The sequence below is a fragment of the Achromobacter sp. 01N37 genome (genome assembly GCF_056399725.1).
Genome location: NZ_JBFTRX010000001.1, coordinates 253587 through 279296 on the forward strand (window position 1 = coordinate 253587; position 25710 = coordinate 279296).

21 protein-coding genes are annotated in these 25710 nt (G+C 64.1%); 11 read left to right on the forward strand and 10 right to left on the reverse strand.

The window, feature by feature from the left end:
- The first annotated feature begins 144 nt into the window (after positions 1-144).
- Complete coding sequence (locus tag AC1DSJ_RS01170; protein WP_054425182.1) at positions 145-1455, forward strand: MFS transporter; 1311 nt, start codon at positions 145-147, stop codon at positions 1453-1455.
- 80 nt (positions 1456-1535) lie between these two features.
- Here the strand turns inward: AC1DSJ_RS01170 and recJ are convergent, their stop codons facing one another.
- A complete protein-coding gene (gene recJ / locus AC1DSJ_RS01175; protein WP_054425184.1) occupies positions 1536-3236 on the reverse strand; it encodes a single-stranded-DNA-specific exonuclease RecJ in 1701 nt (566 codons plus the stop codon).
- Entirely contained in the window at positions 3218-4192 is a 975-nt protein-coding gene (locus tag AC1DSJ_RS01180) for a hypothetical protein (RefSeq protein WP_441370799.1), read from the reverse strand. The genes recJ and AC1DSJ_RS01180 overlap by 19 nt, the downstream gene beginning before the upstream one ends.
- A gap of 238 nt (positions 4193-4430) precedes the next feature.
- On the opposite strand from AC1DSJ_RS01180, the gene AC1DSJ_RS01185 reads away from it, so the two are divergent.
- The 4 genes from AC1DSJ_RS01185 (at position 4431) to AC1DSJ_RS01200 (ending at position 9703) form a co-directional block, all read left to right on the forward strand.
- On the forward strand, positions 4431-5663 hold the full coding sequence (locus tag AC1DSJ_RS01185; RefSeq protein WP_245636394.1) for a lipoprotein-releasing ABC transporter permease subunit: 1233 nt from the start codon (positions 4431-4433) through the stop codon (positions 5661-5663).
- Positions 5656-6360, forward strand: coding sequence for a lipoprotein-releasing ABC transporter ATP-binding protein LolD (gene lolD / locus AC1DSJ_RS01190; RefSeq protein WP_054425190.1), 705 nt, complete (start codon positions 5656-5658; stop codon positions 6358-6360). Before AC1DSJ_RS01185 ends, lolD begins: the two co-directional genes overlap by 8 nt.
- Before the next feature lie 39 nt (positions 6361-6399).
- Positions 6400-7215, forward strand: coding sequence for a TatD family hydrolase (locus AC1DSJ_RS01195; protein ID WP_441370800.1), 816 nt, complete (start codon positions 6400-6402; stop codon positions 7213-7215).
- 211 nt (positions 7216-7426) lie between these two features.
- Positions 7427-9703, forward strand: coding sequence for a TonB-dependent receptor domain-containing protein (locus tag AC1DSJ_RS01200; protein WP_441370801.1), 2277 nt, complete (start codon positions 7427-7429; stop codon positions 9701-9703).
- Positions 9704-9713: 10 nt separating this feature from the next.
- Here AC1DSJ_RS01200 and AC1DSJ_RS01205 read toward each other — a convergent pair whose 3' ends face one another.
- Together AC1DSJ_RS01205 and AC1DSJ_RS01210 are read right to left on the reverse strand one after the other, a co-directional pair.
- Positions 9714-11111 (reverse strand): sensor histidine kinase, encoded by a 1398-nt coding sequence (locus AC1DSJ_RS01205; protein ID WP_441370802.1) that lies wholly within the window; start codon positions 11109-11111, stop codon positions 9714-9716.
- The gene (locus tag AC1DSJ_RS01210; RefSeq protein ID WP_054425197.1) at positions 11108-11824 is read right to left on the reverse strand and encodes a response regulator transcription factor; all 717 of its coding nucleotides are present in this window, start codon (positions 11822-11824) and stop codon (positions 11108-11110) included. Before AC1DSJ_RS01210 ends, AC1DSJ_RS01205 begins: the two co-directional genes overlap by 4 nt.
- Positions 11825-12035: 211 nt before the next feature.
- Here AC1DSJ_RS01210 and AC1DSJ_RS01215 point away from each other — a divergent pair, with 211 nt between their 5' ends.
- From AC1DSJ_RS01215 to AC1DSJ_RS01235, 5 genes are read left to right on the forward strand one after another with little or no spacing between them, the layout of a single operon-like run.
- Positions 12036-14057 carry a ligand-gated channel protein gene (locus AC1DSJ_RS01215; protein WP_054425199.1) on the forward strand — a complete coding sequence of 674 codons (2022 nt, stop codon included), beginning with the start codon at positions 12036-12038 and terminating at the stop codon, positions 14055-14057.
- 50 nt (positions 14058-14107) lie between these two features.
- Positions 14108-15058 carry a siderophore ABC transporter substrate-binding protein gene (locus tag AC1DSJ_RS01220; RefSeq protein ID WP_346550428.1) on the forward strand — a complete coding sequence of 317 codons (951 nt, stop codon included), beginning with the start codon at positions 14108-14110 and terminating at the stop codon, positions 15056-15058.
- Positions 15059-15098: 40 nt separating this feature from the next.
- Positions 15099-16091 carry an ABC transporter permease gene (locus tag AC1DSJ_RS01225; protein ID WP_441370803.1) on the forward strand — a complete coding sequence of 331 codons (993 nt, stop codon included), beginning with the start codon at positions 15099-15101 and terminating at the stop codon, positions 16089-16091.
- A 52-nt stretch (positions 16092-16143) separates the two neighbouring features.
- The gene (locus tag AC1DSJ_RS01230) at positions 16144-17079 is read left to right on the forward strand and encodes an iron chelate uptake ABC transporter family permease subunit (protein WP_441371069.1); all 936 of its coding nucleotides are present in this window, start codon (positions 16144-16146) and stop codon (positions 17077-17079) included.
- Positions 17076-17834 carry an iron ABC transporter ATP-binding protein gene (locus AC1DSJ_RS01235; protein ID WP_441370804.1) on the forward strand — a complete coding sequence of 253 codons (759 nt, stop codon included), beginning with the start codon at positions 17076-17078 and terminating at the stop codon, positions 17832-17834. Before AC1DSJ_RS01230 ends, AC1DSJ_RS01235 begins: the two co-directional genes overlap by 4 nt.
- A 117-nt stretch (positions 17835-17951) precedes the next feature.
- Here AC1DSJ_RS01235 and AC1DSJ_RS01240 read toward each other — a convergent pair whose 3' ends face one another.
- From AC1DSJ_RS01240 to AC1DSJ_RS01260, 5 genes are all read right to left on the reverse strand, one after another.
- Positions 17952-19172, reverse strand: a complete 1221-nt coding sequence (locus AC1DSJ_RS01240) for an MFS transporter (protein ID WP_054425204.1) — start codon at positions 19170-19172, stop codon at positions 17952-17954.
- Positions 19173-19450: 278 nt separating this feature from the next.
- Positions 19451-21571, reverse strand: coding sequence for a 5'-nucleotidase C-terminal domain-containing protein (locus AC1DSJ_RS01245; protein WP_441370805.1), 2121 nt, complete (start codon positions 21569-21571; stop codon positions 19451-19453).
- A gap of 158 nt (positions 21572-21729) precedes the next feature.
- Positions 21730-22551, reverse strand: a complete 822-nt coding sequence (gene thiM / locus AC1DSJ_RS01250) for a hydroxyethylthiazole kinase (RefSeq protein WP_441370806.1) — start codon at positions 22549-22551, stop codon at positions 21730-21732.
- Between the two features lie 101 nt (positions 22552-22652).
- Complete coding sequence (locus tag AC1DSJ_RS01255) at positions 22653-23240, reverse strand: hypothetical protein (RefSeq protein ID WP_346550424.1); 588 nt, start codon at positions 23238-23240, stop codon at positions 22653-22655.
- 179 nt (positions 23241-23419) lie between these two features.
- The gene (locus AC1DSJ_RS01260) at positions 23420-23890 is read right to left on the reverse strand and encodes a hypothetical protein (RefSeq protein ID WP_346550423.1); all 471 of its coding nucleotides are present in this window, start codon (positions 23888-23890) and stop codon (positions 23420-23422) included.
- Between the two features lie 163 nt (positions 23891-24053).
- On the opposite strand from AC1DSJ_RS01260, the gene AC1DSJ_RS01265 reads away from it, so the two are divergent.
- Positions 24054-25028: a metallophosphoesterase family protein gene (locus AC1DSJ_RS01265; protein WP_342065869.1), complete on the forward strand. Its 975-nt coding sequence runs from the start codon at positions 24054-24056 to the stop codon at positions 25026-25028.
- A 39-nt stretch (positions 25029-25067) separates the two neighbouring features.
- Here AC1DSJ_RS01265 and AC1DSJ_RS01270 read toward each other — a convergent pair whose 3' ends face one another.
- Positions 25068-25577 (reverse strand): hypothetical protein, encoded by a 510-nt coding sequence (locus AC1DSJ_RS01270; protein WP_476760260.1) that lies wholly within the window; start codon positions 25575-25577, stop codon positions 25068-25070.
- Between the last annotated feature and the right edge of the window lie 133 nt (positions 25578-25710).

The window sequence follows — 25710 nt, forward strand, 5'->3', positions numbered from 1 at the left end:
GCGAATCAGCCTTAGTTGTTCAGTTTTTTGTCAACCCGTGGGTTCTAGGCTAGACAAAGCGGCCATTGCGTCCCCGATCAGGGGCGGGGGCCGCAAGATGCCGGCACGCAGCCGGCCTATCCCGCTAGAGGACAGGAGACATAGATGGAAAACACGATGACCCCCGGGGTCACGCCGGCGATCCCGGCGAGTGAGGAGGACCGCATCTACCGCAAGGTAGGCTGGCGGCTGGTGCCGCTGTTGGTGGTGTGCTACGTCGTGGCCTACCTGGACCGCGTGAACGTGGGCTTCGCCAAACTGCAAATGCTGCAGGAGCTTCAGTTCAGCGAAACGGTGTACGGGCTGGGCGCAGGCATTTTCTTCATCGGCTACTTCATCTTCGAAATTCCCAGCAACATCATTCTGCATAAGGTTGGCGCGCGAATCTGGATCGCGCGCATCATGATCACGTGGGGCATCATTTCCGCCTGCATGATGTTCGTGACCAGCGTGCATATGTTCTACGCGTTGCGCTTCCTGCTGGGCGCAGCCGAAGCCGGGTTCTTCCCCGGCATCATCCTGTACCTGACCTATTGGTATCCGGCTGCACGGCGCGGGCGCATCACCACGTTTTTCATGACGGCGGTGCCGATGTCCGGGCTGATCGGCGGCCCGATCTCGGGTTGGATCATGTCCACATTCCATGGCGACCACGGCTTGTCGGGCTGGCAGTGGCTGTTCCTGCTGGAAGGCATTCCGTCGGTGCTGATCGGCGTGCTGGTGCTGATCTATCTGGATGACCGCATCAACAAAGCCAAGTGGCTGACCGCCAACGAGAAAGCGGTGCTGATCCGCAATATCGCGGCCGAAGAGCAGCAAAAGGAAGACCCCCCGATTCGCGCCGCGCTGACGCGTCCGCGCGTGTGGGCGATGGCGCTGATCTACTTTTCGTTCGTGATGGGGTTGTATGGGGTGGGCTTCTGGATGCCGAGCCTGATCAAGAGTACGGGCGTGCAAAGCCCGCTGGCGATTGGCTTATTGACGGCAATTCCCAACCTGTTCGCCGTGATCGGGATGATCTTGATTTCCCGCAATTCGGATCGGCTGCGTGAACGCCGCTGGCACGTGGCGCTGCCCGCGCTGTTCGGCGCGGTGGGGCTGTTCTTCTCGGCCGTCTGGAGCGGCAATACGGTGCTGGCGATTTTGGCGCTGACGGTGGCCAACATCGGCATCTGCACGGTGCTGCCCCTGTTCTGGAGCCTGCCCACGGCCTTGCTGGGTGGCACGGCGGCGGCGGCTGGCATTGCGCTGATCAACTCGGTGGGCAACCTGGCGGGCTTTGTCAGCCCGTATCTGGTGGGCTGGCTGAAAGACATGACCGGCACGACAAACACCGGCTTGTACATGCTGTCAGGCTGCCTGGTGGTGGGCGCGCTGGTGGCGCTGGCGCAGCCAGCCAAACTGGTGAATAAATAACGGGGCGGCCCGGAGTCATGCTTCGGGCCAGTTGGAAAACAAAACGGCGGCGGCTTTTACGAGCCCCCGCCGTTTTGTTTTCACCCCGCGTGTTCAATCACCAATTGCACCGACACCATCCCGTTCCACACGTTTTGCTCCAGCCGGTACGCGGCCTGAATGTGTTCGGGCAGCGACTGATCATGGCCGAACCAGATGGCGTCAAAGCGTTGATGGCCGCGTTCCAGCGACAGCTTCAAGTGCTTTTCACCGACCAGGCGCTGGTTGCGCACGGTGAACTCATCCAGGAACAACGGCGCGGCAAAGCCCGCGCCCCACACCTGTTGTTGCAGCATGCCGGCCACTTCCGCATTGGCGTAACCGGACTCCAGCGAACCGTCGGTTTCGATGACGGGTTCGAAGGTGTCGCGTCCGGTCAGCTCACGCACGGCAGCGTCAAACGCGGGGGCGAAAGCGGGAAAATCTTCGCGGCCCAGCGTCAGGCCGGCTGCCATGGCGTGGCCGCCGAACTTGCGGATCAGGTTGGGATGGCGCTTGGACACGAGATCCAGCGCGTCGCGCAAATGCACGTCGGGAATCGAGCGGCCGGAACCCCGGATTTCGTCGTCGCCCGCGGGGGCGAAGGCCAGCGTGGGACGCCAGAATTTTTCCTTCAAGCGCGACGCCACCAAGCCCACCACGCCCTGGTGCCAGCCGGGGTCAAACACGCAGACCGTGGCGCCCGCTGACGCGTTGGGTTCTTCCATGGCGGCCAGCGCCTGTTCGCGCATCTCGGCTTCGATGGTTCGGCGTTCGCGGTTGATGTTGTCGAGCTCGCGCGCCATTTCCAGCGCTTGGGCTTCGTCGTCGGTGGTCAGGCAAGCGATGCCCAGACTCATGTCGGCCAGACGGCCCGCCGCGTTGATGCGCGGCCCCAGCGCGAAGCCCAGGTCGAAACCGTTGGCGCTGCGCGGCTCGCGGCCGGCCACGGCGAACAGCGCGCGCAGCCCCGGTTGCAGACGGCCGCTGCGCATACGTTGCAGGCCTTGGGTGACGAGCAGACGGTTGTTCGCGTCCAGCTTGACCACGTCGGCGACCGTGCCCAGCGCCACCAGATCAGACAGCGCATCCAGGCGCGGGCCGCCGTCGGCGGCATAGACGCCACGGCGGCGCAGCTCGGCGCGCAAGGCCAGCATCATGTAGAAGATGACGCCGACGCCCGCCAGGTTCTTGGACGGGAAGCCGCAGCCGGGCTGGTTCGGGTTCACGATGGCCAGGGCGTCGGGCAGGGTGTCGCCCGGCAAGTGGTGGTCGGTAATGACTACGCCGATGCCGGCCGCGTTGGCGGCGGCCACGCCGTCCACGCTGGCGATGCCGTTGTCGACGGTGATGATGATGTCGGGCTTGCCGCTGCGGTGCGTGACGGCCAGGTCCACCACGGCAGGCGACAGGCCGTAGCCGGTCTCGAAGCGGTTGGGCACCAGGAAGTCAACATCCGCGCCCATGGCGGACAGCGCGCGCAGGCCGACCGCGCAGGCGGTGGCGCCGTCGCAGTCATAGTCGGCCACGATCAGCAGTTTCTTGCCGGCCTGGATGGCGTCGGCCAGGACGCCGGCGGCATGCGCCGAATGCGTCAGGCCAGCGGGCGGCAGCAGCGACGGCCAGGCGAGCTTGGTCTGGTCGGGATGGGTGACGCCGCGCGAGGCCCACAGGCGGGCCAGCAGAGGATGAATGCCCGAGGCTTCCAGAACGCGGCAGGCGTCCAGGTCAGCGGGGCGTATCGTTAAGCGGGGTGAGACCACCAGGCGCTCCAGTTTTTCTTGGGCGCGGGCAGCAAGCCAAGCAGGCCCCCGCGCGGTTTCAGGGTCAGGGCGACTTGGCGGTCATCGCCCAGCAGCAGCAGGTCAGTGGGCGTATCCGGTACACCCTGCTTGCCGGCCAACGGACGCAGGTGCTGCGCGTCCAGTTCAGCCAGCGCGTCCAGCCAGGCGGACCAGTCGCCTGCGCGTTGCGGGGCGTCAAGCCCGGTCAGCACCCGTTCAGGGCCGGCCGGCGCGATGGGCCAGGGCCTGCCGCCGCCATATAGCCACAAGGCGTTGACGGGGGGCAGCCCGCGGGCGGCGCGGTCGTCGTTGACGGGGTGTTCGTGCCACGCCATCTGTATTTCATTCAGCAACCGGCGCCACGGACGCATGTCGGCATCCTGGCGCCACCATTCATTCAGCCGGTGGCCGGCCACGACGTGGGGCGATGCCGTCTGCGGCCGCAGCCCGTCGGGCAGCGTCAGCCGCCAACGCTGCGGCGACAAGGCCTGAACCGTGAAACCGGTGCCGTCGAACAGCGAACGAGCGGTGTCGAGCAGGGCAGCGGTTTCCTCGGGGCGCAGGTCCATCTGGTCCGGGTCCAGCAGGTTGGCCTGATCGGCCCCCAAGGCCAGGTGCACCAGTTCGGCGAGCCAGACGGGGGCGCCCGCCGCGGGAGCGCCCGCCGCAGGGTCGCCCGCCGGGGCTTGACCGGCCGCGAGCAGCGGCCCCAGGCCCGCGCCTTGCAGCAGACCGGGTTCGGCGGTGTAGCCTGCGCGGTTCAACTGCCAGGACTCAAAGGCCGTACAGCCGTGGGCGCGCGCATCGAAAGCGGCCGGGCGGGCGGCGCCCGCTTGCAGCCAGCTGTGCAGGGTGGGCGCGCGTTCTGGCAGGAGTTTGGCCAGTTCGGCGGCCACGGGTAGGGCGGGCAAGGCGCCCGGAATGACGATCAGCATGGCGGGGATTGTAGTCCGGGCGGGGGCGGGGACGCAGGCACGCAACGTAGTGGGGAAGGACGCCGCGAAAGGGGCGCGAAAGAAGCCCGGGAACTAAGGCGTGCCAGCGCCTGCCATAGGTTGAAACGGCTGGTCGTGGAACCGCACATTCGCGGCGCGATTGTCGGGCCGTTAATGCCATAATGCGCACGTGCTGAAAATACCCTACGAACTATGGATAGGCGCCCGCTATGCCGGGTTGGCCCGAATCCGCCAGCGACGCGGGCGCCGCGATCGCTTCATCTCCTTCATCGCCGCCAGCTCCATGGCCGGTATCGCGCTGGGCGTCGCCGCCCTGATCGTCGTGTTGTCCGTGATGAACGGGTTCCAAAAAGAAGTGCGCGACCGCATGTTGTCGGTGCTGCCGCACATCGAACTCTACATACCCGGGGCCTTGCCCGAACGGGTGCTGGAGCAGTGGCAGCAGTTCTCTGACGCCGCCAAGAAAAATCCCGAGGTCAAGGCCGGTGCGCCATTCGTGGCCGCGCAGGGCATGCTGGTGCGCGGGCAAGCGTTGCGAGGCGTGCAGGTGCGGGGCATCGACCCTGCCACGGAAGGCAACGTATCTGACCTGCCGCGCCAGATGGTGTCGGGCAAGCTGACCGACCTGAAGGCGGGCGGCTTCGGCGTGGTGCTGGGCAACGAACTGGCCGACGGCCTGGGCGTGAAGCTGGGCGACACGCTGCTGATGATGGCCCCGCAAGGCTCGATCAGCCCCGCCGGTTTCGCGCCGCGCATGCGCCAGTTCACCGTGGTTGGCGTGTTCTCGTCGGGCCACTATGAATATGATTCGTCGCTGGCGTTCGTTGACAACGAAGACGCCGCGCGCGTGTTCCGCGAAAACGGCACGGCCGGCGTGCGCCTGCGTATCGCCGACATGCAGAAGGCCCCCGAAGTGGCCAACGAACTGAAAAAAGTGCTGCCGCCCTACGTGATGGCCAGCGACTGGTCGCGCAACAACCGCACCTGGTTCGCCGCCGTGCAAACCGAAAAACGCATGATGTTCCTGATCCTGGCGCTGATCGTGGCGGTGGCGGCGTTCAACCTGCTGTCGTCGCTGGTCATGGCCGTGAAGGACAAGCAATCGGACATCGCCATCTTGCGCACCTTGGGCGCGGGGCCGGGCGAAGTGGCGCGCATCTTCCTGGTGCAAGGCGCGCTGATCGGCGTGATCGGCACGTTGCTGGGGGTGGCGGGCGGTATCGTCATTGCCTACAACGTGGACGTGATCGTGCCGTTCATCGAGCGTCTGCTGGGCGTGCATTTCCTGCCGCGCGAGGTCTATTTCATCAGCGCCTTGCCGTCTGATCCGCAAGTGGGCGACATCATCACGATTGGCCTGACGTCACTGGTGTTGTCGCTGCTGGCAACGCTGTATCCCAGCTGGCGCGCCTCGCGTCTGCAACCGGCTCAGGTGCTGCGCCATGATTAAGATTCAAAACGCTGACGCCCTGACGCCTGCGCTGCAGGCCGAGAACATCGTCAAGGTCTACGACGAGGGCCCCGCCCGCATCGAAGTGCTCAGCAATGTCAGCCTGTCCGTCGCGCGTGGCGAGATGGTTGCCATTGTGGGTGCATCAGGTTCGGGCAAGAGCACCTTGTTGCATATCCTGGGCTTGCTCGACGTGCCGACCAGCGGGTCGGTGTCGGTGGATGGCCAATTGGCAGTCGGCCTGTCCGAAGCCAAGAAGAGCGCCGTGCGCAACAGCAGCCTGGGCTTTGTCTATCAGTTCCACCATCTGCTGGCGGAATTTTCGGCGCTGGACAATGTGGCGATGCCGCTTATCGTGCGCCGCGAGAACCGTGACAAGGCCCGCGAGGCCGCGCGCGAGGTGCTGGCGCTGGTGGGCCTGGCCGCGCGCCAAGACCATTTCCCGGGTCAGCTGTCGGGTGGTGAACGCCAGCGGGTAGCGCTTGCGCGCGCGCTGGTGACGCGCCCAGTCTGCGTGCTGGCCGACGAACCCACGGGCAACCTGGACCGCAACACCGCGCACAAGATGTTCGAACTCTTGACCCAGGTGAATCAGGAATCGGGTACGGCGTTCGCCATCGTCACCCACGACCAGGAGCTGGCTGGCCGTGCCGACCGCCAATTGCTGATGGAAAACGGCCGCCTGGTATCGGGATAAGGGATGCGGGTGGATAATCCGCAACAGGAGGCCACGCCCATGCTGATCGACACCCACTGTCATCTGGACGCTGCAGAGTTCGACGCCGACCGCCAGCAGGTGGCCGACCATGCTTGCGAGGCCGGCGTCCAATCCATCGTCATCCCCGCCATCGAACGCGCCAATTTCGACATCGTGCGAAACATGGCGGCCGAAGTGGCAGGCGGCGCCTACGCGCTGGGCATCCATCCCCTTTACGTGCAGCGCGCCGCTGATTCCGATCTGGACGCGCTGCGCGACGCCATCAAAGCGTCGCTAGGCGATCCGCGCTTTGTCGCCATTGGCGAGATCGGCCTGGACTTCTTCGTGCCCGAGATATCTTCGGGCGAACCCCGCGAAAAGCAGGAACGCTTTTACGCCGCACAGTTGGCGATGGCCGCCGAATTCAAGCTGCCGGTGCTGCTGCATGTGCGCCGCTCGCAAGACATTCTGCTGAAGTATCTGCGCCGCCATGGCCGCATCGGCGGCATCGCGCATGCCTTTAACGGCAGCGCCCAGCAGGCGCAGGCCTTTATTGATCTGGGGTTTGCGTTGGGCATGGGCGGCGCCATGACCTACGAGCGCGCCTTGCAGATCCGCCGCCACGCGGTGGACGTCGACTTGTCGCATCTGGTGCTGGAAACCGATGCGCCAGACATTCCGCCCGCCTGGCTGCACCCCCCGCAACGCCGCAACCGGCCGGGGGAGTTGGCCCGCATCGCCCAGGTGCTGGCCGAGCTGCGCGGCATCACGGCCGCCCAGGTGGCGCACGTCACCACCGCGAACGCCATGCGGGTGTTGCCGCGTTTGCCGGCCGCGATTCTCGCTGACGACTGAAATCCGTCCCTGAATGTTGCCTGCGCGATAACGTCAGTTGTCGTGCGGATGCATCACATTTCTAAGATTTTTCTCAAAGCTGTCTAAAAACTGAATAAATGCTGACAAAAAGTTGAATGACATATTAGGAATGAATATCATTGCCGTTCATTGAAATTATCAATCAGCGCAATGCGCGCCGCCCTGTTCGGGCGGTTCCCTTTGATTCCCTATGTCGACTCTTCACAGCATCCACGGCTCCGTTCGAGCTCGTCGTTCACCTTCCCATTCCTTCCGTCTATTGCCGCTGGCTTTGCCCCTGACTTTGCCCCTGACGCTGGCGCTGGCAACGATCGGCGCCGCGCATGCGCAACCCGTCGCGGGCGCCCAGGAAGACACCATGGGTGTCGCGCAAATGGACACCGTGGTGGTGACCGCCTCCGGCTTCGAGCAAGACATCAAGAACGCGCCCGCATCCATTTCGGTGATCACGCGAGAGCAGCTGGAGACCAAGCCCTTTCACAATCTGGCCGATGCGGTGTCGGACGTGGAAGGCGTGACGGTCGAGCGGGGCGGCAAGGCGGGCGGCATGAACATCAGCATCCGCGGCTTGCCCAGCGACTACACGCTGGTGCTGGTGGACGGCAAGCGCATGAGCCAGAACAGCTCGGGCGCGCGCCCGAACGGCTTTGGCGACGTGGACACCAACTTCATTCCGCCGATGGCCGCCATCGAGCGCATCGAGGTGGTGCGCGGCCCCATGTCCACCCTCTATGGGTCGGATGCGATGGGCGGGGTCATCAACATCATCACGCGCAAGGTCAGCCAGGATTGGATGGGCCAGATCACGCTGGACGGCACGGCGCAGGGCGACAACACCTTCGGCAACAACTACGGCGCGGCGTTCTACCTGAGCGGCCCCATCAAGACCGACAAGCTGGGCCTGACCTTGCGCGGCGGCCACTATCGCCGCCTGAGCGCCAACGGCAGCTACCCCGTCAATCAGGCCGAGTACAACAGCGGCAACTACACCGGCGACATCGCCAGCTTCTCCGGCCTTGGCGACAGCACGCAGCAGAACGTTGGGCTGCGCCTGTCGCTGACGCCGAACCGCAATCACGACGTTCTGCTGGACGTGGACAGCTACTGGCAGACGTATGACAACGCCAATGGCGAACTCGGCACGCTGAACACCAGTATTGCGCCCAACCGCCAAGGCGGCGGCTACGAGCCCGAAATGAAGTTCAACCGTCAGCGCTATGCCTTGACGCATCTGGGCCGATACGGCAGTTCCATCAGCTCGGACACGAGCTTTGTGTACGACACCACCGAAACCATCGGCCGCACCAATCCCATGAACGCGCCCCGCAAGCCGACGGACGGCGACAAGCGCGATCTGGAATACGACAACTGGGTGCTGGACACGAAGTGGACGATGCCGCTGTTCAACGACCGGCACAACCTGACGCTGGGCGGCCAGTGGCGCGAGCAGCACTTCAAGGACACGCTGGTGTCCGCGCCGCTGAACTTGCGCCAGTATCAATGGGCATTGTTCGCGGAAGACGAATGGCGCATTGTCGATGACCTGGCATTGACGGCGGGCGCCCGTTACGACCGCAACGAACAGTTCGGCGGCAAGTGGAGTCCGCGCGGCTATCTGGTGTGGAACGCCACGCCGATGTGGACGGTCAAGGGCGGCGTCAGCAAGGGCTACAAGACGCCCGACATCAACCTGATGACCGACGGCATCATCGGCCTGGGCGCGCAAGGCACCATGCCGCTGCTGGGCAATTCGCAGCTGAAGCCGGAAAGCAGCACCTCGTCGGAACTGGGCTTGCTGTTTGACGACGGCGAAGGCCTGTCCGGCAATCTGACCGCCTTCCACACCAAGTTCAAAGACAAGATCGACAGCCAGAACGTGCCGAACTGCCTGGCGGTGGGCGGCCCCGCGCCGGGCTGCCTGGACCTGGGCGTATGGGAGCGCAACGGCATACCGGTGGCGAACTTCTCGCAGCGCGTGAACATCGACACCGCGACCATCCAGGGCTTTGAGCTGGGCGGCCGGATTCCGCTTTATGGCGGCGTGTCGTTCAACGGCAATTACACGCTGACCGCCAGCGAAGTCACCTCCGGCGCCAAGCAAGGCCAGCCGCTGGGTTCGCAGCCTCGCCACAGCTTGAACCTGGGCCTGAACTGGCGCATCAACGACCAGTTCAACGCCTGGGTGCGCGGCGAGTATCGCGCCAAGCAGTTCAATGACATGAACTGGGAGAAGGAACAGGTGTTCTACAACCCGTACTGGCTGGCCAGCATGGGCGGCTCGTATGTGGTCAACAAGAACGTGACGCTGTCGGCGTCGGTGTTCAACCTGTTCGACAAGAACTTCGTGAACTACGGGCCGACCAAAATCGGCACGAGCGAGCCCGCCGCCAATGCGAACTGGGCCAACTCGTACCGCCAGGTGCTGGAAGGCCGCCGCCTGTGGGTATCGGCGAACATCACGTTCTAAATTGCAGGGGTTAGGTCGAAGATTGGCGCGGCAGCTCCATCCGCACGCTCAGGCCTTGCGGAGACATGTTGCGCGCCGATATCCGCCCCTTGTGCGCGGCGATGGCGGCTTGGGCGATGGACAGCCCGAGCCCCGCGCCGGAGCCCGCGGTGTTCTTGTCCGACGCCACACGGTAGAACGGTTCGAACAGCGACTCCAGATCTTGCGCCGGTACGCCCGGCCCGCGGTCTTCGATTTCCAGGCAGGCTTCACGCGCGCTGATCAGCAGCCGCACCCGGATGGCGCTGTGCGCGGGGGCGAAGCGCAAGGCGTTGCGCAGCACGTTTTCAATCGCGCTGGACAAGCTGTCGCGCTCGCCCGTCACCATGACCGGTGCGGGCGGCTCCCAGGTGATGCGCACGTGCAGCGCGTCGGCCTCGAAACGCGCATCGTCCACCACGTCGGACACAATGGCGGTCAGGTCCAGCGTATCGCTGGGTTCGGGCAACGCGCCCAGACGAGCCAGCCGCAAGGTATTGCCCACCAGCGCATCCAGGCGTTCACATTCGCGTTCAATGCGATCCAGCTGCACGTCTTGACGTTCGTCTTTGCGCCGCGCAAGTTCAGACGCGAGCCTTAAGCGCGCCAGCGGCGAGCGCAATTCGTGGGCGATGTTGTGCAGCAGCTGTTCACGCGTATCGACCAAGGCCTTGAGCCGGTCGGCCATGGCGTTGAAATCACGCGCCAACAGCCCCAGTTCGTCTTTGCGCCTGGCAAGCTTGGGCGGTGTGTGGGCATCCAGCCGGCCCGCCGCCAAGGCCTGGGTGGCGTGGCGCAGCTGCGTCAGTGGCGCGGTGACGTGCCGCGTCAACGCCCAGCAAAAAGGCGCCGTCACGGCCAGCGCAAACAGCAGCAAGGCCAGCGCCACGGGAGATAGCCCCAACACTTCCCAGTGCGAAGAGTCGAACGGCAGGAACAGCATCAGCAGCTCTGAGCCATCCGGCAGCACCAGCAATTGAGGTTGCCACCACGACACGCGTTCGCTGACGGCATCGGGTTGTGGGTAGTCCGCGTGCGGGGCAGGGTCCGAGGCAGCGCGATAGGCGCCCAGCCAATCGTGCATGCGCGTGGGCAGAGTGCGGCCCAGAATTTCGGTGTCGCGCGTGTCCAGCACGTAGATCTTGAGCGCGGAATAGCGCTGATCCATGGCCTCGACCCAGCGCGTCAGGCCCTCCTTGCCCTGGATGCGCGCCACCTGCCGGGCGTCTTGGGTCAGGCTGGCGGGGTTCAAGCCATCCAGCGAGTTGATGCGATACCAGGCAACCGTGGCGGTGAACAGCATGCCGCACACCAGGATGATCGCCATGGCGCACCAGAAGGTCAGAAAGGCGCGCCAGAAAAGGGACCGCGTGGGCAGCGGCCAGCTCATGCTGCCGCGCCCGCCAGCACGTAGCCCAGCCCTCGCAGGTTACGGATCGACAGCGTGTCGCCGGACGCATCCAGGCGCAGCTTCTTGCGCAAGGTGCTGATGTGGGTGTCGATGCTGCGGTCGTAGCGTTCGGGGCGGCGGCCCAAGGCATACATGCCGATCTGCTCACGCGCGACCACCTGGCCAGGCACGCGCATCAGCAGTTCCAGGATGCGCTGTTCGGCCCCGGTCAGCAGGACTTCTTCCTGACCCAATCGTGCACGGCCGGACGCCGGGTCCAGCGACAACGCGCCCAGCGTCAGGCAGGGCTTGGTGGTCTCGGGCACTTCTTCAAAGCGCCGCATCACGGCGGTGATACGGGCTTTGAGTTCGCGTGGGCTGAACGGCTTGGCCAGATAGTCGTCGGCGCCGAACTCCAGCCCCAGCACGCGGTCGGTCTCGCTGCCGTGGGCCGTGAACATGATCACGGGCCGGCGCGAACGCGCGCGGTATTGCTTGAGCAGGTCCAGGCCATTGCCGTCGGGCAGCATCAGGTCCAGCAGCACCAGGTCATAGTCGTCTTGCGCCAGCAGGGCAAGACCCTGCGCGCCGGTGTGGGCCAGTGTCAGCAGGCAGTGATTGGGTTCGAGGTATTCGCGCAGCATCTGAGCCAGCTCGACATCGTCGTCGATCAGGAGGATGCGGCGCGTAACCGCTGTGTGTGAGAAAAGCATCCGTTATCTGTGTTCCGCACCCGGCAGTTTGGCTGATGGCCGAACTTCCAAGTGTCAAGAAGTGCGAAGAAAGTAAAAGTTGCGGAAAGGCATTTGCCGGATTCCGACAGCCTCAATTCTAATATGAGAATAGTTTTCATTAAGAAATAAGAGGTGGGCCCGGTGTTGCACGTGGGGTGCGGCAGGGTCCGGTACGGGAGAAAGCGGAATCATGAGCAGCAAAGATCTGGCCTTGGGCGGGCGCGTCACGGTGTCGCGTACGCAACTGGCGGCGGCCCTGTGCGCGGCCGGTTTGGGCATGAGCCCGGCGGCCGTTTGGGCGCAAAACGACAGTTCGGCCAAGACCCTGGAAACCGTCGTTGTGACGGCCAGCGGCTTCGAGCAGCAGATTCAGGATGCGCCGGCGTCCATCAGCGTGATCACCCGCGAAGATCTGGACAAGAAGTTCTACCGCGACGTGAATGACGCGCTGATCGACGTGCCGGGCGTCATCATTACCGGCGGCGGCGACCGCCAGGACATTTCGCTGCGCGGCATGGGCCCGCAATACACGCTGATCTTGATCGACGGCAAGCGCCAGAGCTCCCGCGAAACCCGTACCAACTCTGATTCTTCCGGCGTTGAAGGCGGCTGGACGCCGCCGCTTGCCGCCATCGAACGCATTGAAGTGGTGCGCGGCCCGATGTCGTCGCTGTATGGCTCGGATGCCATGGGCGGCGTGATCAACATCATCACGCGCAAGGTGCCCAAGGAATGGCATGGCGAGATCCGCATGGATACCACCATTCAGGAAAGCAGCAAATCGGGCGACATCTACCAGGGCAATTTTTATCTGGCGGGACCGATCAAGAACGATTTGCTGGGCTTGCAGATCTACGGCCAGGCCTCGCAGCGCGATGAAGACAACATCGTCGACGGTTTCCGCAAGCGCAATTCGGATAGCGTGACCGCCAAGCTTGCGCTCACGCCGAACCGCGACCACGACATCGTGCTGGAAGCCACTACGATGCGCCAGAAAATCCAGGAAACGCTGGGCAAGACGGTTGCGCCGCTGGCGCCGGGCGAGGCCTGCGGGCGCAACGGCTGCCCGGCATCGGCCCAGACGGACTATCGGAGCAACAAGTGGGCGCTGTCGCATACCGGCCGCTGGGGTTGGGCCGTGTCGGACAGCTATGTGCAGCAGGAAGAGTTCGACAACCGTTCGCGGCAAATGAAGGTCAAGAACCTGAACCTGCAATCGAGCTGGACGCTGCCGTTGGGTTCGCACATGTTGACCTTGGGCGGCACGTATCTCAGCCAGCGCCTGAACGATCAAACCGGCAATCAGTTGTCGGGCGGCCCGAGCAAGATCGACCGCTACCAGTGGGCCTTGTTCGCCGAAGACGAATGGCGCCTGACCGACAGCTTCGCGCTGACCGCCGGCCTGCGCATGGACGAAGACGAGAACTTCGGCACGCACTTCAGCCCGCGTTTGTACGGCGTGTGGCACATGGCGGAGCGCTGGACGTTGAAGGGCGGTGTGTCCACGGGCTTCCGTGCGCCGGACCTGCGCCAGACGGTGGCGGGCTGGGGCCAGGTCAGCCGCGGCGGCAACATGTATGGCAACCCCGACCTGACACCCGAGAAGTCGGTTACTGAAGAAATCGGCATCCTGTATGACGACGGCGAAGGCTTCAACGCCGGCCTGACCGTCTTCAACAACGACTTCAAGGACAAGATCACCCGCGTGGCTTGCCCGTTGTCGCAGTGCACGGAAGGCCCCAACCAGTTCGGCTCCAACCCCACCACCTACATGAACGTGGACAAGGCGGTGTCGCGCGGCGTGGAAGCCAGCATGAAGCTGCCGTTGGCGCGTGACTGGTCGTTGACCAGCAGCTACACGTTCACCAAGTCGGAACAGAAGTCGGGCCAGTACAAGGGCGAGCCCTTGAACCAGTTGCCCAAGCATCTGTTCACCACCACGGTGAACTGGGAAGCGTCCGACGCGCTGCAAGCCTGGGCGCGCGTGAACTATCGCGGCAAGGAAAGCCAGCCGACCACCGGCGCCTCGTCGTCGTCGGTGGTGGCGCCGTCCTACACCTTTGTGGATATGGGCGCGTCGTACGCGGTGAACAAGACCGTGTCGGTGTACGCCGGCATCTACAACCTGTTCGACAAGCAAGTCACGTATGACGACTACGCATACGTGGAAGACGGCCGCCGTTACTGGCTGGGCGTCGGCGTGAAGTTCTAAGTTTCAGGAAAGGGGGGCGCTTGCGTCCCCCGCAACACGAAGAGGTTTCTATGACGAAGCAAGGAAAAACGGGCTGTGGCCGCCGCGGGTTGCTGCAAGTTGCCGCCGCCCTGGCCTTGGGCGCCGCGACGACCGTCTGCGCCGCGCAAACCACGGTGCCTGTCAAACATGCGCGCGGTGAAACCGCCGTGCCGGCCAACCCCGCCAAGACTGTGGTGATGGACCTGGCCGTGCTGGACACGATGCATGCGCTGGGTGTTGAAGCCACGGGCGTACCTGCCGTTGCCAAGTGGCCGCCGCAATTGGCGCAGTACGCCGATGAGCGTTATCTGAAAGTGGGTTCCATGTTCGAACCCAACTACGAAGTGATTCACGCCGCGCAGCCGCAGGTGATCTTCGTGGCAGGCCGCTCGGCGCCCAAGTACGACGAGCTGTCCAAGCTGGCGCCCACGGTCGACCTGACGGTTGACGCCAAGGACCTGGTCGGCAGCGTCACGCGCAACACCGAAACGCTGGCCGCCTTGTACGGCAAAGAGGCAGAGGCCAAGCAGAAGCTGGCGGCCTTGCAGGCATCGATCAAGACGCTGCACGACAAGGCCGGCTCGGCCGGCACCGCGTTGATCGTGCTGACCACGGGCGGCAAGATGAGCGCCTATGGCCCCGGCTCGCGCTTTGGCGTGATCCACGACGCCTTTGGCGTCAAGCCCGCCGCACCCGGCCTGAACGTGTCGAACCACGGCCAGGCGATCTCGTTCGAGTTCATCGCCCAGACCGACCCCGACTGGCTGTTCGTGATCGACCGCGATGCCGCCATCGGCCGAGAAGGCGTGTCGGCCCAGCGCATGCTGGACAACGATCTGGTGCGCCCGACCAAGGCGTGGAAGAACAAGCGGGTGGTGTATCTGAATGGCTTTAACTGGTATTTGCTGGGCAGTGCCGGGCTGACGGCGATGCAGCAGAACGTGGACGACATCACTGCGGCGTTGGCACAAGGAAAGTAAGCGGAGTGCGGGAAACGTGGGAAGCGAGGGAAGGCCGCCTGTGAGCTGGCGGCAGACGATTAGCGGTTGGGGCGGCCTGGCCGTCGTGTTGCTGGTGCTGGTGCTGTTGTGCGCGGCCAGCGTCAGCCTGGGCGCGGGGCAGCTGTCATTGACGGCGTTGTGGGGCGAGGGCGATGCCGCCGAACGCGCCTGGCGCCTGATGATGGTCAGCCGCGTGCCACGCACCTTGGCCTTGCTGCTGGCCGGCATGTCGCTGGCGGTGGCCGGGCTGATCATGCAGATGCTGGTGCGCAACCGCTACGTCGAACCCACGACGGCCGGCACCGTCGAGTCTGCCACGCTGGGCATCCTGGTCGTCACCTTGCTGGCGCCCGACACGCCAGTGATCGGCAAGATGCTCACCGCCACCGCCTTCGCGCTGGCCGGCACCTTGCTGTTCCTGGCGCTCTTGCGCCGCGTGCCGCTGCGCACGCCGTTCATCGTGCCCTTGATCGGGCTGATCCTGGGCGGCGTGATTCATGCAATGACCACCTTCGTGGCCTTTCGCTTTGACCTGCTGCAATCGCTGCACGCCTGGACCACGGGTGATTTCTCTGGCGTGTTGCGCGGGCGCTATGAATTGCTGTGGATTGGTTTCGCGCTGGCCTGCGCGGCCTACGCCGCCGCCGACCGCTACACGGTGGCGGGCATGGGCCGCGAGTTCGCGTCCAACCTGGGCCTGAACCATGCGCGCCTGACGCTGGTGGGCCTGCTGATCGTATCGGCCATCTCGGCCGTGGTGGTGGTGACGGCGGGCGCCATTCCTTTTCTGGGCCTGATCGTGCCCAACGCCGTCAGCCTGATTCTGGGCGACAACATGCGCCGATCCATTCCCTGGGTGGCGGTGCTGGGCGGCATCTTCGTGCTGGCCTGCGACATCATCGGCCGGCTGGTGATTCATCCCTACGAAATCCCTATCGGTACCGTTGTGGGCGTGCTGGGCAGCATCTTGTTCCTGTGCCTGCTGCGCCTGCGGAGGAATCGTCTTGGCTGAACTTGTGAAAGCCGCCTCCGTGCTGCGCGCGACGAAAATCCCGCCTCAACCGATGCGTTTGTTCTGGCTGGCCGCCGCCGCGCTGGCGTGCGTGGCCGCGTTCATGACCTTGGGCGCCAACGGCCAGTGGTCGTTCGTGATTCCATTTCGCGGCGGCAAGCTGATTACGATGCTGTTGGTGGCGTATGCCGTGGCCGTGTCATCGGTGCTGTTCCAGACGATCACGCACAACCGCATCCTGACGCCCGCCATCATGGGTTTTGACGCGCTGTACCTGTTGATTCAGGCCGTCGTGGTGTTCGGCTTCGGCCAGGCCGCAACGGCAGCGAACCACCCCGTGGCGGCGTTCCTGTTGGAAGTCTGCGCCATGACGGCGTTTGCGTGCCTGCTGTTTCGCTGGTTGTTTTCAGACGCAGTACGCAGCCTGCACCTGATGATGCTGGTGGGCATCATCTTCGGGCTGCTGTTTCGCAGCCTGTCCAATTTCATGGTGCGGCTGATCGACCCCAACGAATTTCTGGTGCTGCAAGACCGCATGTTCGCCAGCTTCAATTCGGTGCGCGTGTCGCTCTTGCCGATTGCGTTTGCCGCCGTCTGTGTGGCCACGCTGGTGATCTGGCGCATGCGCCATCGCTACGATGTGCTGGCGCTGGGCCGCGAGATTGCCGTGAACCTGGGCGTGGACTATCGCCGCAGCCTGATGCTGACGCTCGGCGCCATCGCCGTGCTGGTGTCGGTGTCTACCGCGCTGGTGGGGCCGGTGACGTTCTTCGGCCTGCTCGTCAGCAACCTGGCGTATCAGGCGATGGGTTCCGACAAGCACAAGTACACCATTCCCGCCGCCACGATGCTGAGCGTCATCTTCCTGGTGGGCGGCCAGACGCTGCTGGAACGCGTGCTGGGCCTGAACACCACCGTCAGCGTGGTGATCGAATTCGTAGGCGGCGTGATGTTCCTCGTCCTGATTTTGCGCAAGGGGCGCCGATGATTGAAATAACCGAAGTCAGCAAGCAGTACGGCGACAGCGTGGTCGTTGATGGCGTCAGCTTGCAATTGCCGGCCAATGGCGTCACCGCCATCATCGGGCCAAACGGCGCGGGTAAATCGACCTTGCTGTCGATGGTCAGCCGCTTGCTGCCGCTATCGGCGGGCCAGATCCAGGTGGATGGGCTGGACGTGACGAAGGCCGACAGCCGCGAGCTTGCACGCCGCTTGTCCATCTTGCGGCAAGACAACCATCTACCCTTGCGGCTGACGGTGAAGGACTTGGTCGCGTTTGGCCGCTACCCGCACACGGGCGGCCGGCTCACGCTGGACGACAAGACCCACATCGACCGCGCCATTGCTTATTTGAACCTGGAGCCGCTGGCAGACCGCTATCTGGATGAGATGTCGGGCGGTCAGCGTCAGCGCGCGTTTGTGGCGATGGTGCTATGCCAGGACACGCGCTACGTGCTGCTGGACGAACCGCTGAACAGCCTGGACATGAAGCACGCGGTGGCCATGATGGGCACCCTGCGCCGCGCGGCGGATGAGCTGGGCAAGACGGTGGTGCTGGTGCTGCACGACATCAATTTTTCGTCCACCTACGCCGACCGCATCGTGGCGATGCGGCAAGGCAAGATCGCGCATCAAGGCACCCCGGAAGCACTGATCCGGCCCGAGGTGCTGAGCCCCTTGTATGAATTGCCCATCGACGTGCACGAGATCGGCGGCAAGCGGATCTGCGTGTATTACCGGTAGGGGCAGGGCGGGCGTAGCCCACCCCGCAGGATTGTGAGCGCAGGGCGGGCAGGCAGTGCGCTCAGGTAGCGCGCTCAGGCAGCGCGTTCCGCCAGGGTGTTAAGACTGCGCGCAAACTCAGCGCGCCGATTCCGTGCTGGCGACCAGCCCGCTGCGACGCGCGGCGCGATGCTGGCGTTCCAGCAAGACGGCCCACAGCCACAAGGGCAAGCTGGCCAGCGCCAGCAGGCTGCCGACCCAGCCGGTCGACGTCCAGCCATAGCCCGCGGCAATCGCCAGGCCGCCCAGTAACGGGCCCAACGCGTTGGCGGTGTTGAAGGCCGAGTGGTTCAGCGCCGCGGCCAGGCCTTGCGCATCGCCCGCGACGTCCATCAGCCGGGTTTGCAGCACGGTGCCCAATGCGCCGCCCACCCCCACCAGGAACACGTTCAGCGTGATCAGCCAGACGTTGTGCGCCATCAGCGGGAACAGCGCCAGCACCACGGCCGACCACACCAGCAGCAGGCCGGCCGTGCGCATGACGGCGCGATCGGCAAAGATCGGCACCACCATATTGCCCACGGTCAGGCCCACGCCAAACGCGCTGAGCACGAACGGCACCACCGACGGCGACACCTGCGTGACGGCGGTGAGCGTGTCGGCCAGATACGTGTAGACCGAGAACAAGCCGCCAAAACCCACGGCGCCGATCGCCAGCGTGATCCAGACCTGGCCGCGGCCCAGCGCGCTCAGTTCGCGCAGCGGGCTGGCCTTGTGGTCGGCGGGCGTGTCGGGCGCGTAGATGGCCACGCTGATCATCGTCAGCACTGCCAGCAGCGACACCAGGCCGAAGCTCCAGCGCCAGCCAATCACCTGGCCCAGCCAGTTGGCCAGCGGCACGCCCACGATGGTGGCGACGGTCAGCCCCAGAAACACCCGGCCCACGGCCATCGTGCGCCGGTTGGCGGGCACGAGCGAACTGGCCACCAGCGATGCAATGCCGAAGTACGCGCCATGCGGCAAGCCGCTAAGAAAGCGGAAGAACAGCATCCAGTGGTAATTGGGAGCGATGGCGCTCAGGCCGTTGCCGACGGCGAACAGCGCCATCAGCGCAATCAGCAAGCGGCGGCGCGGCATTCTGGCGCCCAGCACAGCAAGAATGGGCGCGCCAACGACCACCCCCAACGCATAGGCGCTGATGACGTGGCCCGCGGTGGGCGCATCAATGCCCAGCGATTGAGAGAAATAGGGCAGCAGGCTCATCGTGGCGAACTCGGTGGTTCCGATGGCGAAACTGCCGACAGCCAGAGCAAGCAGCACCAGCGCGGGCCGGTGCTGCGTAGAAGAGGGGTGAGACATGAATGGACTAGGGGAGATTCGGCGGATGTTGCGGCGCAACAGCGCTATTGTAAGCACCGAAAGCTGTCATTTGTCTGTGTCGGCATTGACCATGCTTACAAGCTTGGGTCATCAGGCGGGGCGGGGCGCCTCGACCGCGAAGGGGGGCAGCCCGCAACGCCCTGTCCGCAACGCCCTGTCCGCAACGCCCCGCCTGCAACGCCTCGCCTGCAACGCGCCGCCCGCAATGCCCCGTCCGCGACACCCCGCCTTCCTCGCCGCCCCGCCGATAGGTCGGGCTACCGGCTGAGATCCACCGCGTAGCGCGACAATTGCGTGGTCGCGTCAGGCGTGGCGTCGTACACGGACACGTTCGTCACGCCATGCGCGGCGGCCATCGCCACGGTGCCAGGCACCGACCAGAACACCACCGGGCCGGCCAACGTGGCAAGCGGCTTGAAGCGCCAGCTGCGGTCCAGCCCATAGGTGGCCAGATCCAGCGTCGGGTTCTTCTTGATGTAGCTGATCAGCACATCACGGCTGGCGTCCGGCGCTTGCAGCACGATGTCGCCCTTGCCGCCGGCCAGGCCGGGGAAGTCGCCGCCGCCGCTTGCGCGGTAGTTGTTGGTCACCACTAGGAACTGCGCGGCTGGGTCCAGCGGTGCGCCTTGGTACGTCAGCCCCGAAATGCGCGAGCCCTTGGGTTGGCTGACGTCTATCTCGTACTTCAGCGCATTGCCCGCGGCGTACAGCACGTCGAAGTTGAACGTGGGAAAGCTTGTGTCCACCAGATCTTGCGGCGCGACCTGGGCGGGGTCGATCTGCTTGAACTGTTCGGCCGTCTTCTCCAGCCACTGGCGCACGGTGTCACCCGTGACGCGCACCACTTGCAGCGTGTTGGGATACAGATAGAGGTCGGCAGCATTGTTGATCGCCACATTGCCTTGCTTCACGAACGTGAAGTCGCCCGGGCCGTTACGCCCGCCCTTGAAAGGAGCGGCGGCCGACAGAATAGGCAGGCTGGCGTACGACGGATTGTTCTTCGCGATGTAATCCGTCAGGTAGTCGATCTGCGCCATGTTCACGATCTGCAACGCCGACACATCGCCCGTCAACGCGTAATAAGTCGCCATGTCGAACTGGCTTTGGCCGATGGGCGTCTTCACGTAGTTGATGGTGGCGGCGTGTTCGGCCTGCACCAGCTGCTGCACGGCGGCGTCGGGCGCCACGTAGGTGGCCGGCGTGGTGCCGCTTTGCGCGGTCAGGCGTGTCGAGATGCGCGCGACCGTCGTGGCGTCCTTCTGCACCTGCCAGCCCTTGTCATACGCCAGCTTCAGCGTGATCTGGCCCAGGTTGTTGCCCCATTGGCCGGCCTGCACGGCAGGCACGCCGTTGATCAGGCCCTTGGCCAGATCAATGCCCGGCTGGCCCGCGAATTGAGACGTCGTGCTGGTGTCGGGAAACAGCAAGTGCTGGTGGCCGGTGATCAGTGCATCGATGCCCGGCACCTGGCTCAGGTAGCCCGCGCCGTTTTCCATCGACGGGCTATACGCCGTCTTCATGTCGATGCCGCCATGCGCCAGCGCCACGATGATGTCCGCGCCCGCGGCCTTCATGTCGGGCACATAGCGTTGCGCGGTCTCCTTCCAGCCCGTGACCTCGACATGGCCTTCCAGATTGGCCTTGTCCCATTGCAGAATGGGCGGCGGCGCAAAGCCGATGACGCCCACCTTCAACGGCACATCGATGGTCTTGCCGCTGGCGTCCGTGGCCTTGAACGTCTTGTCCAGCACCACCCAGGGTTTGAAGATGGGTTGCTTGCTGGCGGCCGACACCACGTTGGCCGACACGAACGGAAAGCCCGGTGCCGCGCAATCGCGCGCGCCTGCGGGGTTGGTCTGCGCCGTGCCTTTGCCAATGCCGGCCAGGCCGAAGTCCACGTTCGTGATCTGCGACAAAAAGGGCAGGCCGTAATTGAATTCGTGATTGCCCATCGTGCCGGCGTCATAGGCCAGCAGCTTCATCTGCTTATAGACGGCAATCATGTCCGAGCACTGCACGGGCGAGACCAGCGCCTGGTAGTCAGACAGCGCGGTGCCTTGGATGGTGTCGCCGTTGTCAAACAGCAGCGTGTTGGCGTGCTGCTTGCGGGCGTTGGCGATCAGCGTTGCGGTGCGATCCACGCCGTAGCTCTTGTCTTCGGCCAGCTTGTAGTAGTCGTACCCCAGCACGTTGGCGTGCAGGTCTGTCGTGGCCAGAATCGCAACGTCCAATGCCGCGCCTTGCGGCACGCTGGCCGCGGGCGGCGTGACCGCGCCGGAGTCGTCATCGTCATCATCATCGTTGCCGCAACCGGCCAGGCCGGTCAGGAGCAGCACGCTGGCGGATACCGCAAACAGTTTTCGTACGTGTGGCTTCACTGTCTTTCCTTCCGTGTCATGAAGGAAATTGATTTTGGGGACAGTGTGTGACCTGGGCGTGACACGGCCGCAGTGCGGAGCTGCTGCCGCGATCCCTGCCTTAGCGCAGCGCGGTGCATCAGCGCATCGACGCACTCCTGCATCGACGCGTCGATGCCTTAGCGCAGCGGCGATTCCCGCGTCAGGCTTTCCACTTCCAGCGCCGCCAGCGCATCCAGGAACCGCCATGCGAATGATCCCGGGCCTTGGGCCAGCATGCCGGCGCGCTCGCCTGCAATCGCAAAGCAGGACAGGGCGGCGACAGCGGCGGTGAATGGGTCATCCTTCGCCACCGCCGCAAACGCGCCGACCAGTGCGGTCAGCGCGCAGCCGGTGGCGGTCACGCGCGGCATCAGCGCCGACCCGCCCGTGATGTGCACACCACGCGTGCCGTCGGTGACGTAATCCGTTTCACCCGTCACGGCCACGATCGTGCCATGAGCGCGTGCAATGATGTCGGCCGATTGTTCCGCTTGCGCCACCGCGTCGCGCGCATCCACGCCGCGGCCACTGCTTTGGCCGCCGGCAAGCGCGATGATTTCCGAGGCGTTGCCTCGGATGATGGCGGGGCGCAGCGCCAGCAACTGCTGCACGGCGTTGCGGCGAAAGGCCGTGGCGTGATGAGCCACCGGGTCGAGCACCCAGGGGATGCCGGCCTGGTTGGCCGATGCGGCGGTCAGCAACATGCTTTCCAGCCAGGGAGCGGACAACGTGCCGATGTTGATCACGACCGCACCGGCCAGGCGCGCGAACTCCGGCGCTTCGTCCGTGGCATGCACCATGGCGGGGGATGCGCCCATGGCCAGCAGCACATTGGCGGCAATGTTCATGGACACAAAATTCGTCAGGCACTGCACCAGCGGCGCATCACGGCGCACGGTGGCGTAGAGGTCTTGCGAGGCTTGGGCGAGGGGGGCGAGTTCGGTGGAAGCGTCAGTCATGCGTTGGAATGTAGGCGTCTTGGCGTCGCGCGCCGGAGGATTGGTGTATGTTCTGGCGCGTGCCGGAGCTTGTCAAACGAAGGGGGCACACGCGCGGTGCTCTAGCTTGCCGCACGCGCCACAAACCACGCTTCGGTGTGGTTGGTCAGATAGCGGCCATCGATGCCATCGAAGCGTGCGGCGGCATCCGGCCACGCGATCAGCTTGCGTTCGGCCCGGCGTGCGGTTTCGCCGCTGGCACGGTCCACGGCATACACCTTGTGCGCCTGCGCCGCCGTGTCGAAAGCCAGGTCCGCAAACGCGGCGCAAGCGGTGTCGGCGGTCGGGATGGAAGCGCGGAGCTCACCATTCAGCAGGCAATCCGGCGCATAGTTTGCCCGTACGCCGCGCAGCAGACTGATCAGCCCGCTGCCCACCATGGCGTATATCCATTGCTCGCCGCCAGGGTGGCGCACCACGTACCTTGCGTGGAAGGTGGATTCTGAAATCAGATTCGAATCGACGAACGTGACGAGGCGGCCCGCGCACTCGGCAATATCCGTCTGATAGCGGGGTGTTGCCGAGTGCGTCTGTTGCGAAACATCAATGCAGCGTATGGCTGGCAACCGCGCTTGAAGCGCACGGAAGAACGCGGCTTCGTCAATAGCGGTCATGAACACGCCCAGCTGGCGCGTCTTGCTTGTTCCCATCTCGTGCTCCGGCTCCTAGCGGTGTTCAAGATGGTATCGCTTTCTGGCTACTGGGCCATTCCTTTCCATGAACGGCTTTCGCTGTGGGAAAGGAGGGGGCGGGGCCGCAAGATGGCGGCTTTCGCCCGGGATGCGGCGCTACGGTCTATGTGTGGGCGTCGCCTGTCATTTACCGTGACTTACTGCGTGACCTGGTAGCCACGTTGTTGCATGCAGCTGGTGTAAGCCGACGACGCGTTGGCATTCGTCTTTGCGTCTTCGCGCCGATCCTGGCGCTGCCGGGAGCCGCCTACCACCGCGCCAGCCACGGCGGCATTTTTCGCCTTGTCTTGTCGGTAGTCCTGCTTGCGGTCATCGTCGACGCGGTCAGAGATCTCGTCGTGTTGATTGGTGCGCGCGCCGGCGACGGCTGCCCCGGCCACTGCACCCGTCGCGGCGCCTCGGGCGCGTCCGCCGGATTGGGGCTCGCTGGGGGTGCTGGTGACGCCCGACTGCGATTGGCATGCCGCCACGTCTTGTTGAGTCATTTCGGGCGATTGGCCTTTCATCGGCGTCACGGTCTGCGCCGTGGCAATAACACCGTAAAGCAGTAAGGAAGGAAGTAAGGAAGGAAGTAAGGAAACGGCACAGGGGAAGATGGACTTTTTCATGAAAACTCCATTGAGGTGTTGGGTGTCCCCGGAAGTTTCAGTCTAGCTTGGCAGGTAGACACCGTGCGCGAATCATCCATACCCCAGATGGGGTATGGGCCTTTCAAGGGCCGTATGGGCAAGATCATGGCCGCCCTTGCACCAGCCACCTTAAGGACCTGTTATGCGCATCGCGTTTGCATCCTGTATCGCCACCAATGTGTTCAGCGATCAACCCGTCTGGGAATGGATTGGTGCGCACGCACCCGATCATTTGATTCTGCTGGGCGACAGCATGTATCTGGACATTCACGTCGAGCAGGCAGGGCATCCCAAAGATATGAGCGAAAACGACTTTGCCAAACATGCCTTTGGCCGCTACCAGCAACTGCTGAATCAGCCGCAGTTCTCCGCGCTGGTGAAGTCGCTGCCCAAAAGGTCGGTCTGGGCTACGTGGGACGACCATGACTTTCTTTGGAATGACGCCTTGGGAGCGGTCGCCGCAGCGAACCCCCAGCATGCGCCAAAGATCCGCATGAGCACCGCTTTGCATGAGGCGTATCGACGGACGCTAGGGCTAGGGTTGGCCGCCGGTTCATTTCCTGAATCCTATGCCGCGCCCGAGCTTTGGAACGTCAATCAGCCGGTTCTGGAAACGCCCAGCGTCTGGCTATCGGATGACGTGATGCTGCACCTTGCGGATGTTCGCACCTGGCGCACCGGCACGTGGCTCGTGCCGAAGAAAATATGCACCTTGTTGGGCGCCCCACAACGCGCTGCGTTCGATGCGGCGATGGATGCGGAGCCAAATGCGGTCCATCTCTTTGCAAGCGGCTCGGTCTGTGCCGACTACAAAATCGGGTACGCGGCAGACTGGAGCTGGCTGCTCGGCAGGGCCGCCGTGAGCAAAACCCTGGTGCTCAGTGGCGATATCCATCGCAATGAGTCGGATGCCTTTTTCACGGGCGGGTGGCCCCTGCATGAGGCAACGTCGTCGGGCGTGGCGGTGAAGGACGCCGTGACGGTAGGCCAAACGTGCAGAAACTACGGCCTTGTCGACATCGATAACAAGCACGTGTCGTTTTCTTTCTTCGCGGAAAATCAGCTTGAACCGCTGCATTCACGCACGTTGAGCCGCAAGACCTGGCTTCCGGTTTAAGGCGGGGGCGCGATGGCGCTTGCGTGAGTGCCGCGCTGACTATGCCTGCGGTGATTGCGGAATTTCGATGTGAAACGCAGGGTCGCCATTGGCGGGAGAATAGAACTTCGAGATGTCGCCCGCGGCCTTTGCCTTTTCAAGCGCATTGAGAAAGCGCGTTCGATTGGCAATGGACGAAGGGGCGATATCGATCACGTTCAGTGCAGACGGGTCCGCACAATGCCGGCTGACCTTGCCTGGACCGAGCTCAAGAATTTTTGCTTCCATCGCGCCGAGTATCACTTGTTTGCCATGGCCCAACGGTTTCAGGCGCTGGTATTCGCGAATGACGGTCTGCCCGGCGGGGCCGTACAGGTCGAGCTGCTTCTGAATGTTTGCGGCCTCGATGTTCACGAACATGGCGCGGGCTTGGCTAGCAGGCGTGCGCACGGTGCTGGTGATGACGCAGGATGGCAGCCCGGCGGAATCCAGGATTGAACTCAGGATTGAACGGGAGTGCTCGCTGACGACTGACGCGTCTGCGCTGGGAACGAATTTGATGCTGGCCATCGTGTCGGTCTCCTCGTGTAAATACTAAGGATCAGGCGCGGGCTTTGCGTCCTGTGCGCGCCATCGGAACTTCAACGCGGGGCGCCGCAATGCCAGCGGAGAGGATGATGAGGTGACTTTGCTCGCCCCGTAC

Excerpts from the sequence above, each read along its gene's own strand:
- AC1DSJ_RS01170 (WP_054425182.1), top strand. The coding sequence starts at position 145 with ATGGAAAACACGATGACCCCCGGGGTCACGCCGGCGATCCCGGCGAGT.
- AC1DSJ_RS01180 (WP_441370799.1), bottom strand. The coding sequence starts at position 4,192 with ATGCTGATCGTCATTCCGGGCGCCTTGCCCGCCCTACCCGTGGCCGCC.
- lolD (WP_054425190.1), top strand. The coding sequence starts at position 5,656 with ATGATTAAGATTCAAAACGCTGACGCCCTGACGCCTGCGCTGCAGGCC.
- AC1DSJ_RS01195 (WP_441370800.1), top strand. The coding sequence starts at position 6,400 with ATGCTGATCGACACCCACTGTCATCTGGACGCTGCAGAGTTCGACGCC.
- AC1DSJ_RS01200 (WP_441370801.1), top strand. The coding sequence starts at position 7,427 with ATGTCGACTCTTCACAGCATCCACGGCTCCGTTCGAGCTCGTCGTTCA.
- AC1DSJ_RS01205 (WP_441370802.1), bottom strand. The coding sequence starts at position 11,111 with ATGAGCTGGCCGCTGCCCACGCGGTCCCTTTTCTGGCGCGCCTTTCTG.
- AC1DSJ_RS01210 (WP_054425197.1), bottom strand. The coding sequence starts at position 11,824 with ATGCTTTTCTCACACACAGCGGTTACGCGCCGCATCCTCCTGATCGAC.
- AC1DSJ_RS01215 (WP_054425199.1), top strand. The coding sequence starts at position 12,036 with ATGAGCAGCAAAGATCTGGCCTTGGGCGGGCGCGTCACGGTGTCGCGT.
- AC1DSJ_RS01220 (WP_346550428.1), top strand. The coding sequence starts at position 14,108 with ATGACGAAGCAAGGAAAAACGGGCTGTGGCCGCCGCGGGTTGCTGCAA.
- AC1DSJ_RS01230 (WP_441371069.1), top strand. The coding sequence starts at position 16,144 with ATGCGTTTGTTCTGGCTGGCCGCCGCCGCGCTGGCGTGCGTGGCCGCG.
- AC1DSJ_RS01235 (WP_441370804.1), top strand. The coding sequence starts at position 17,076 with ATGATTGAAATAACCGAAGTCAGCAAGCAGTACGGCGACAGCGTGGTC.
- AC1DSJ_RS01240 (WP_054425204.1), bottom strand. The coding sequence starts at position 19,172 with ATGTCTCACCCCTCTTCTACGCAGCACCGGCCCGCGCTGGTGCTGCTT.
- thiM (WP_441370806.1), bottom strand. The coding sequence starts at position 22,551 with ATGACTGACGCTTCCACCGAACTCGCCCCCCTCGCCCAAGCCTCGCAA.
- AC1DSJ_RS01255 (WP_346550424.1), bottom strand. The coding sequence starts at position 23,240 with ATGGGAACAAGCAAGACGCGCCAGCTGGGCGTGTTCATGACCGCTATT.
- AC1DSJ_RS01260 (WP_346550423.1), bottom strand. The coding sequence starts at position 23,890 with ATGAAAAAGTCCATCTTCCCCTGTGCCGTTTCCTTACTTCCTTCCTTA.
- AC1DSJ_RS01265 (WP_342065869.1), top strand. The coding sequence starts at position 24,054 with ATGCGCATCGCGTTTGCATCCTGTATCGCCACCAATGTGTTCAGCGAT.
- AC1DSJ_RS01270 (WP_476760260.1), bottom strand. The coding sequence starts at position 25,577 with ATGGCCAGCATCAAATTCGTTCCCAGCGCAGACGCGTCAGTCGTCAGC.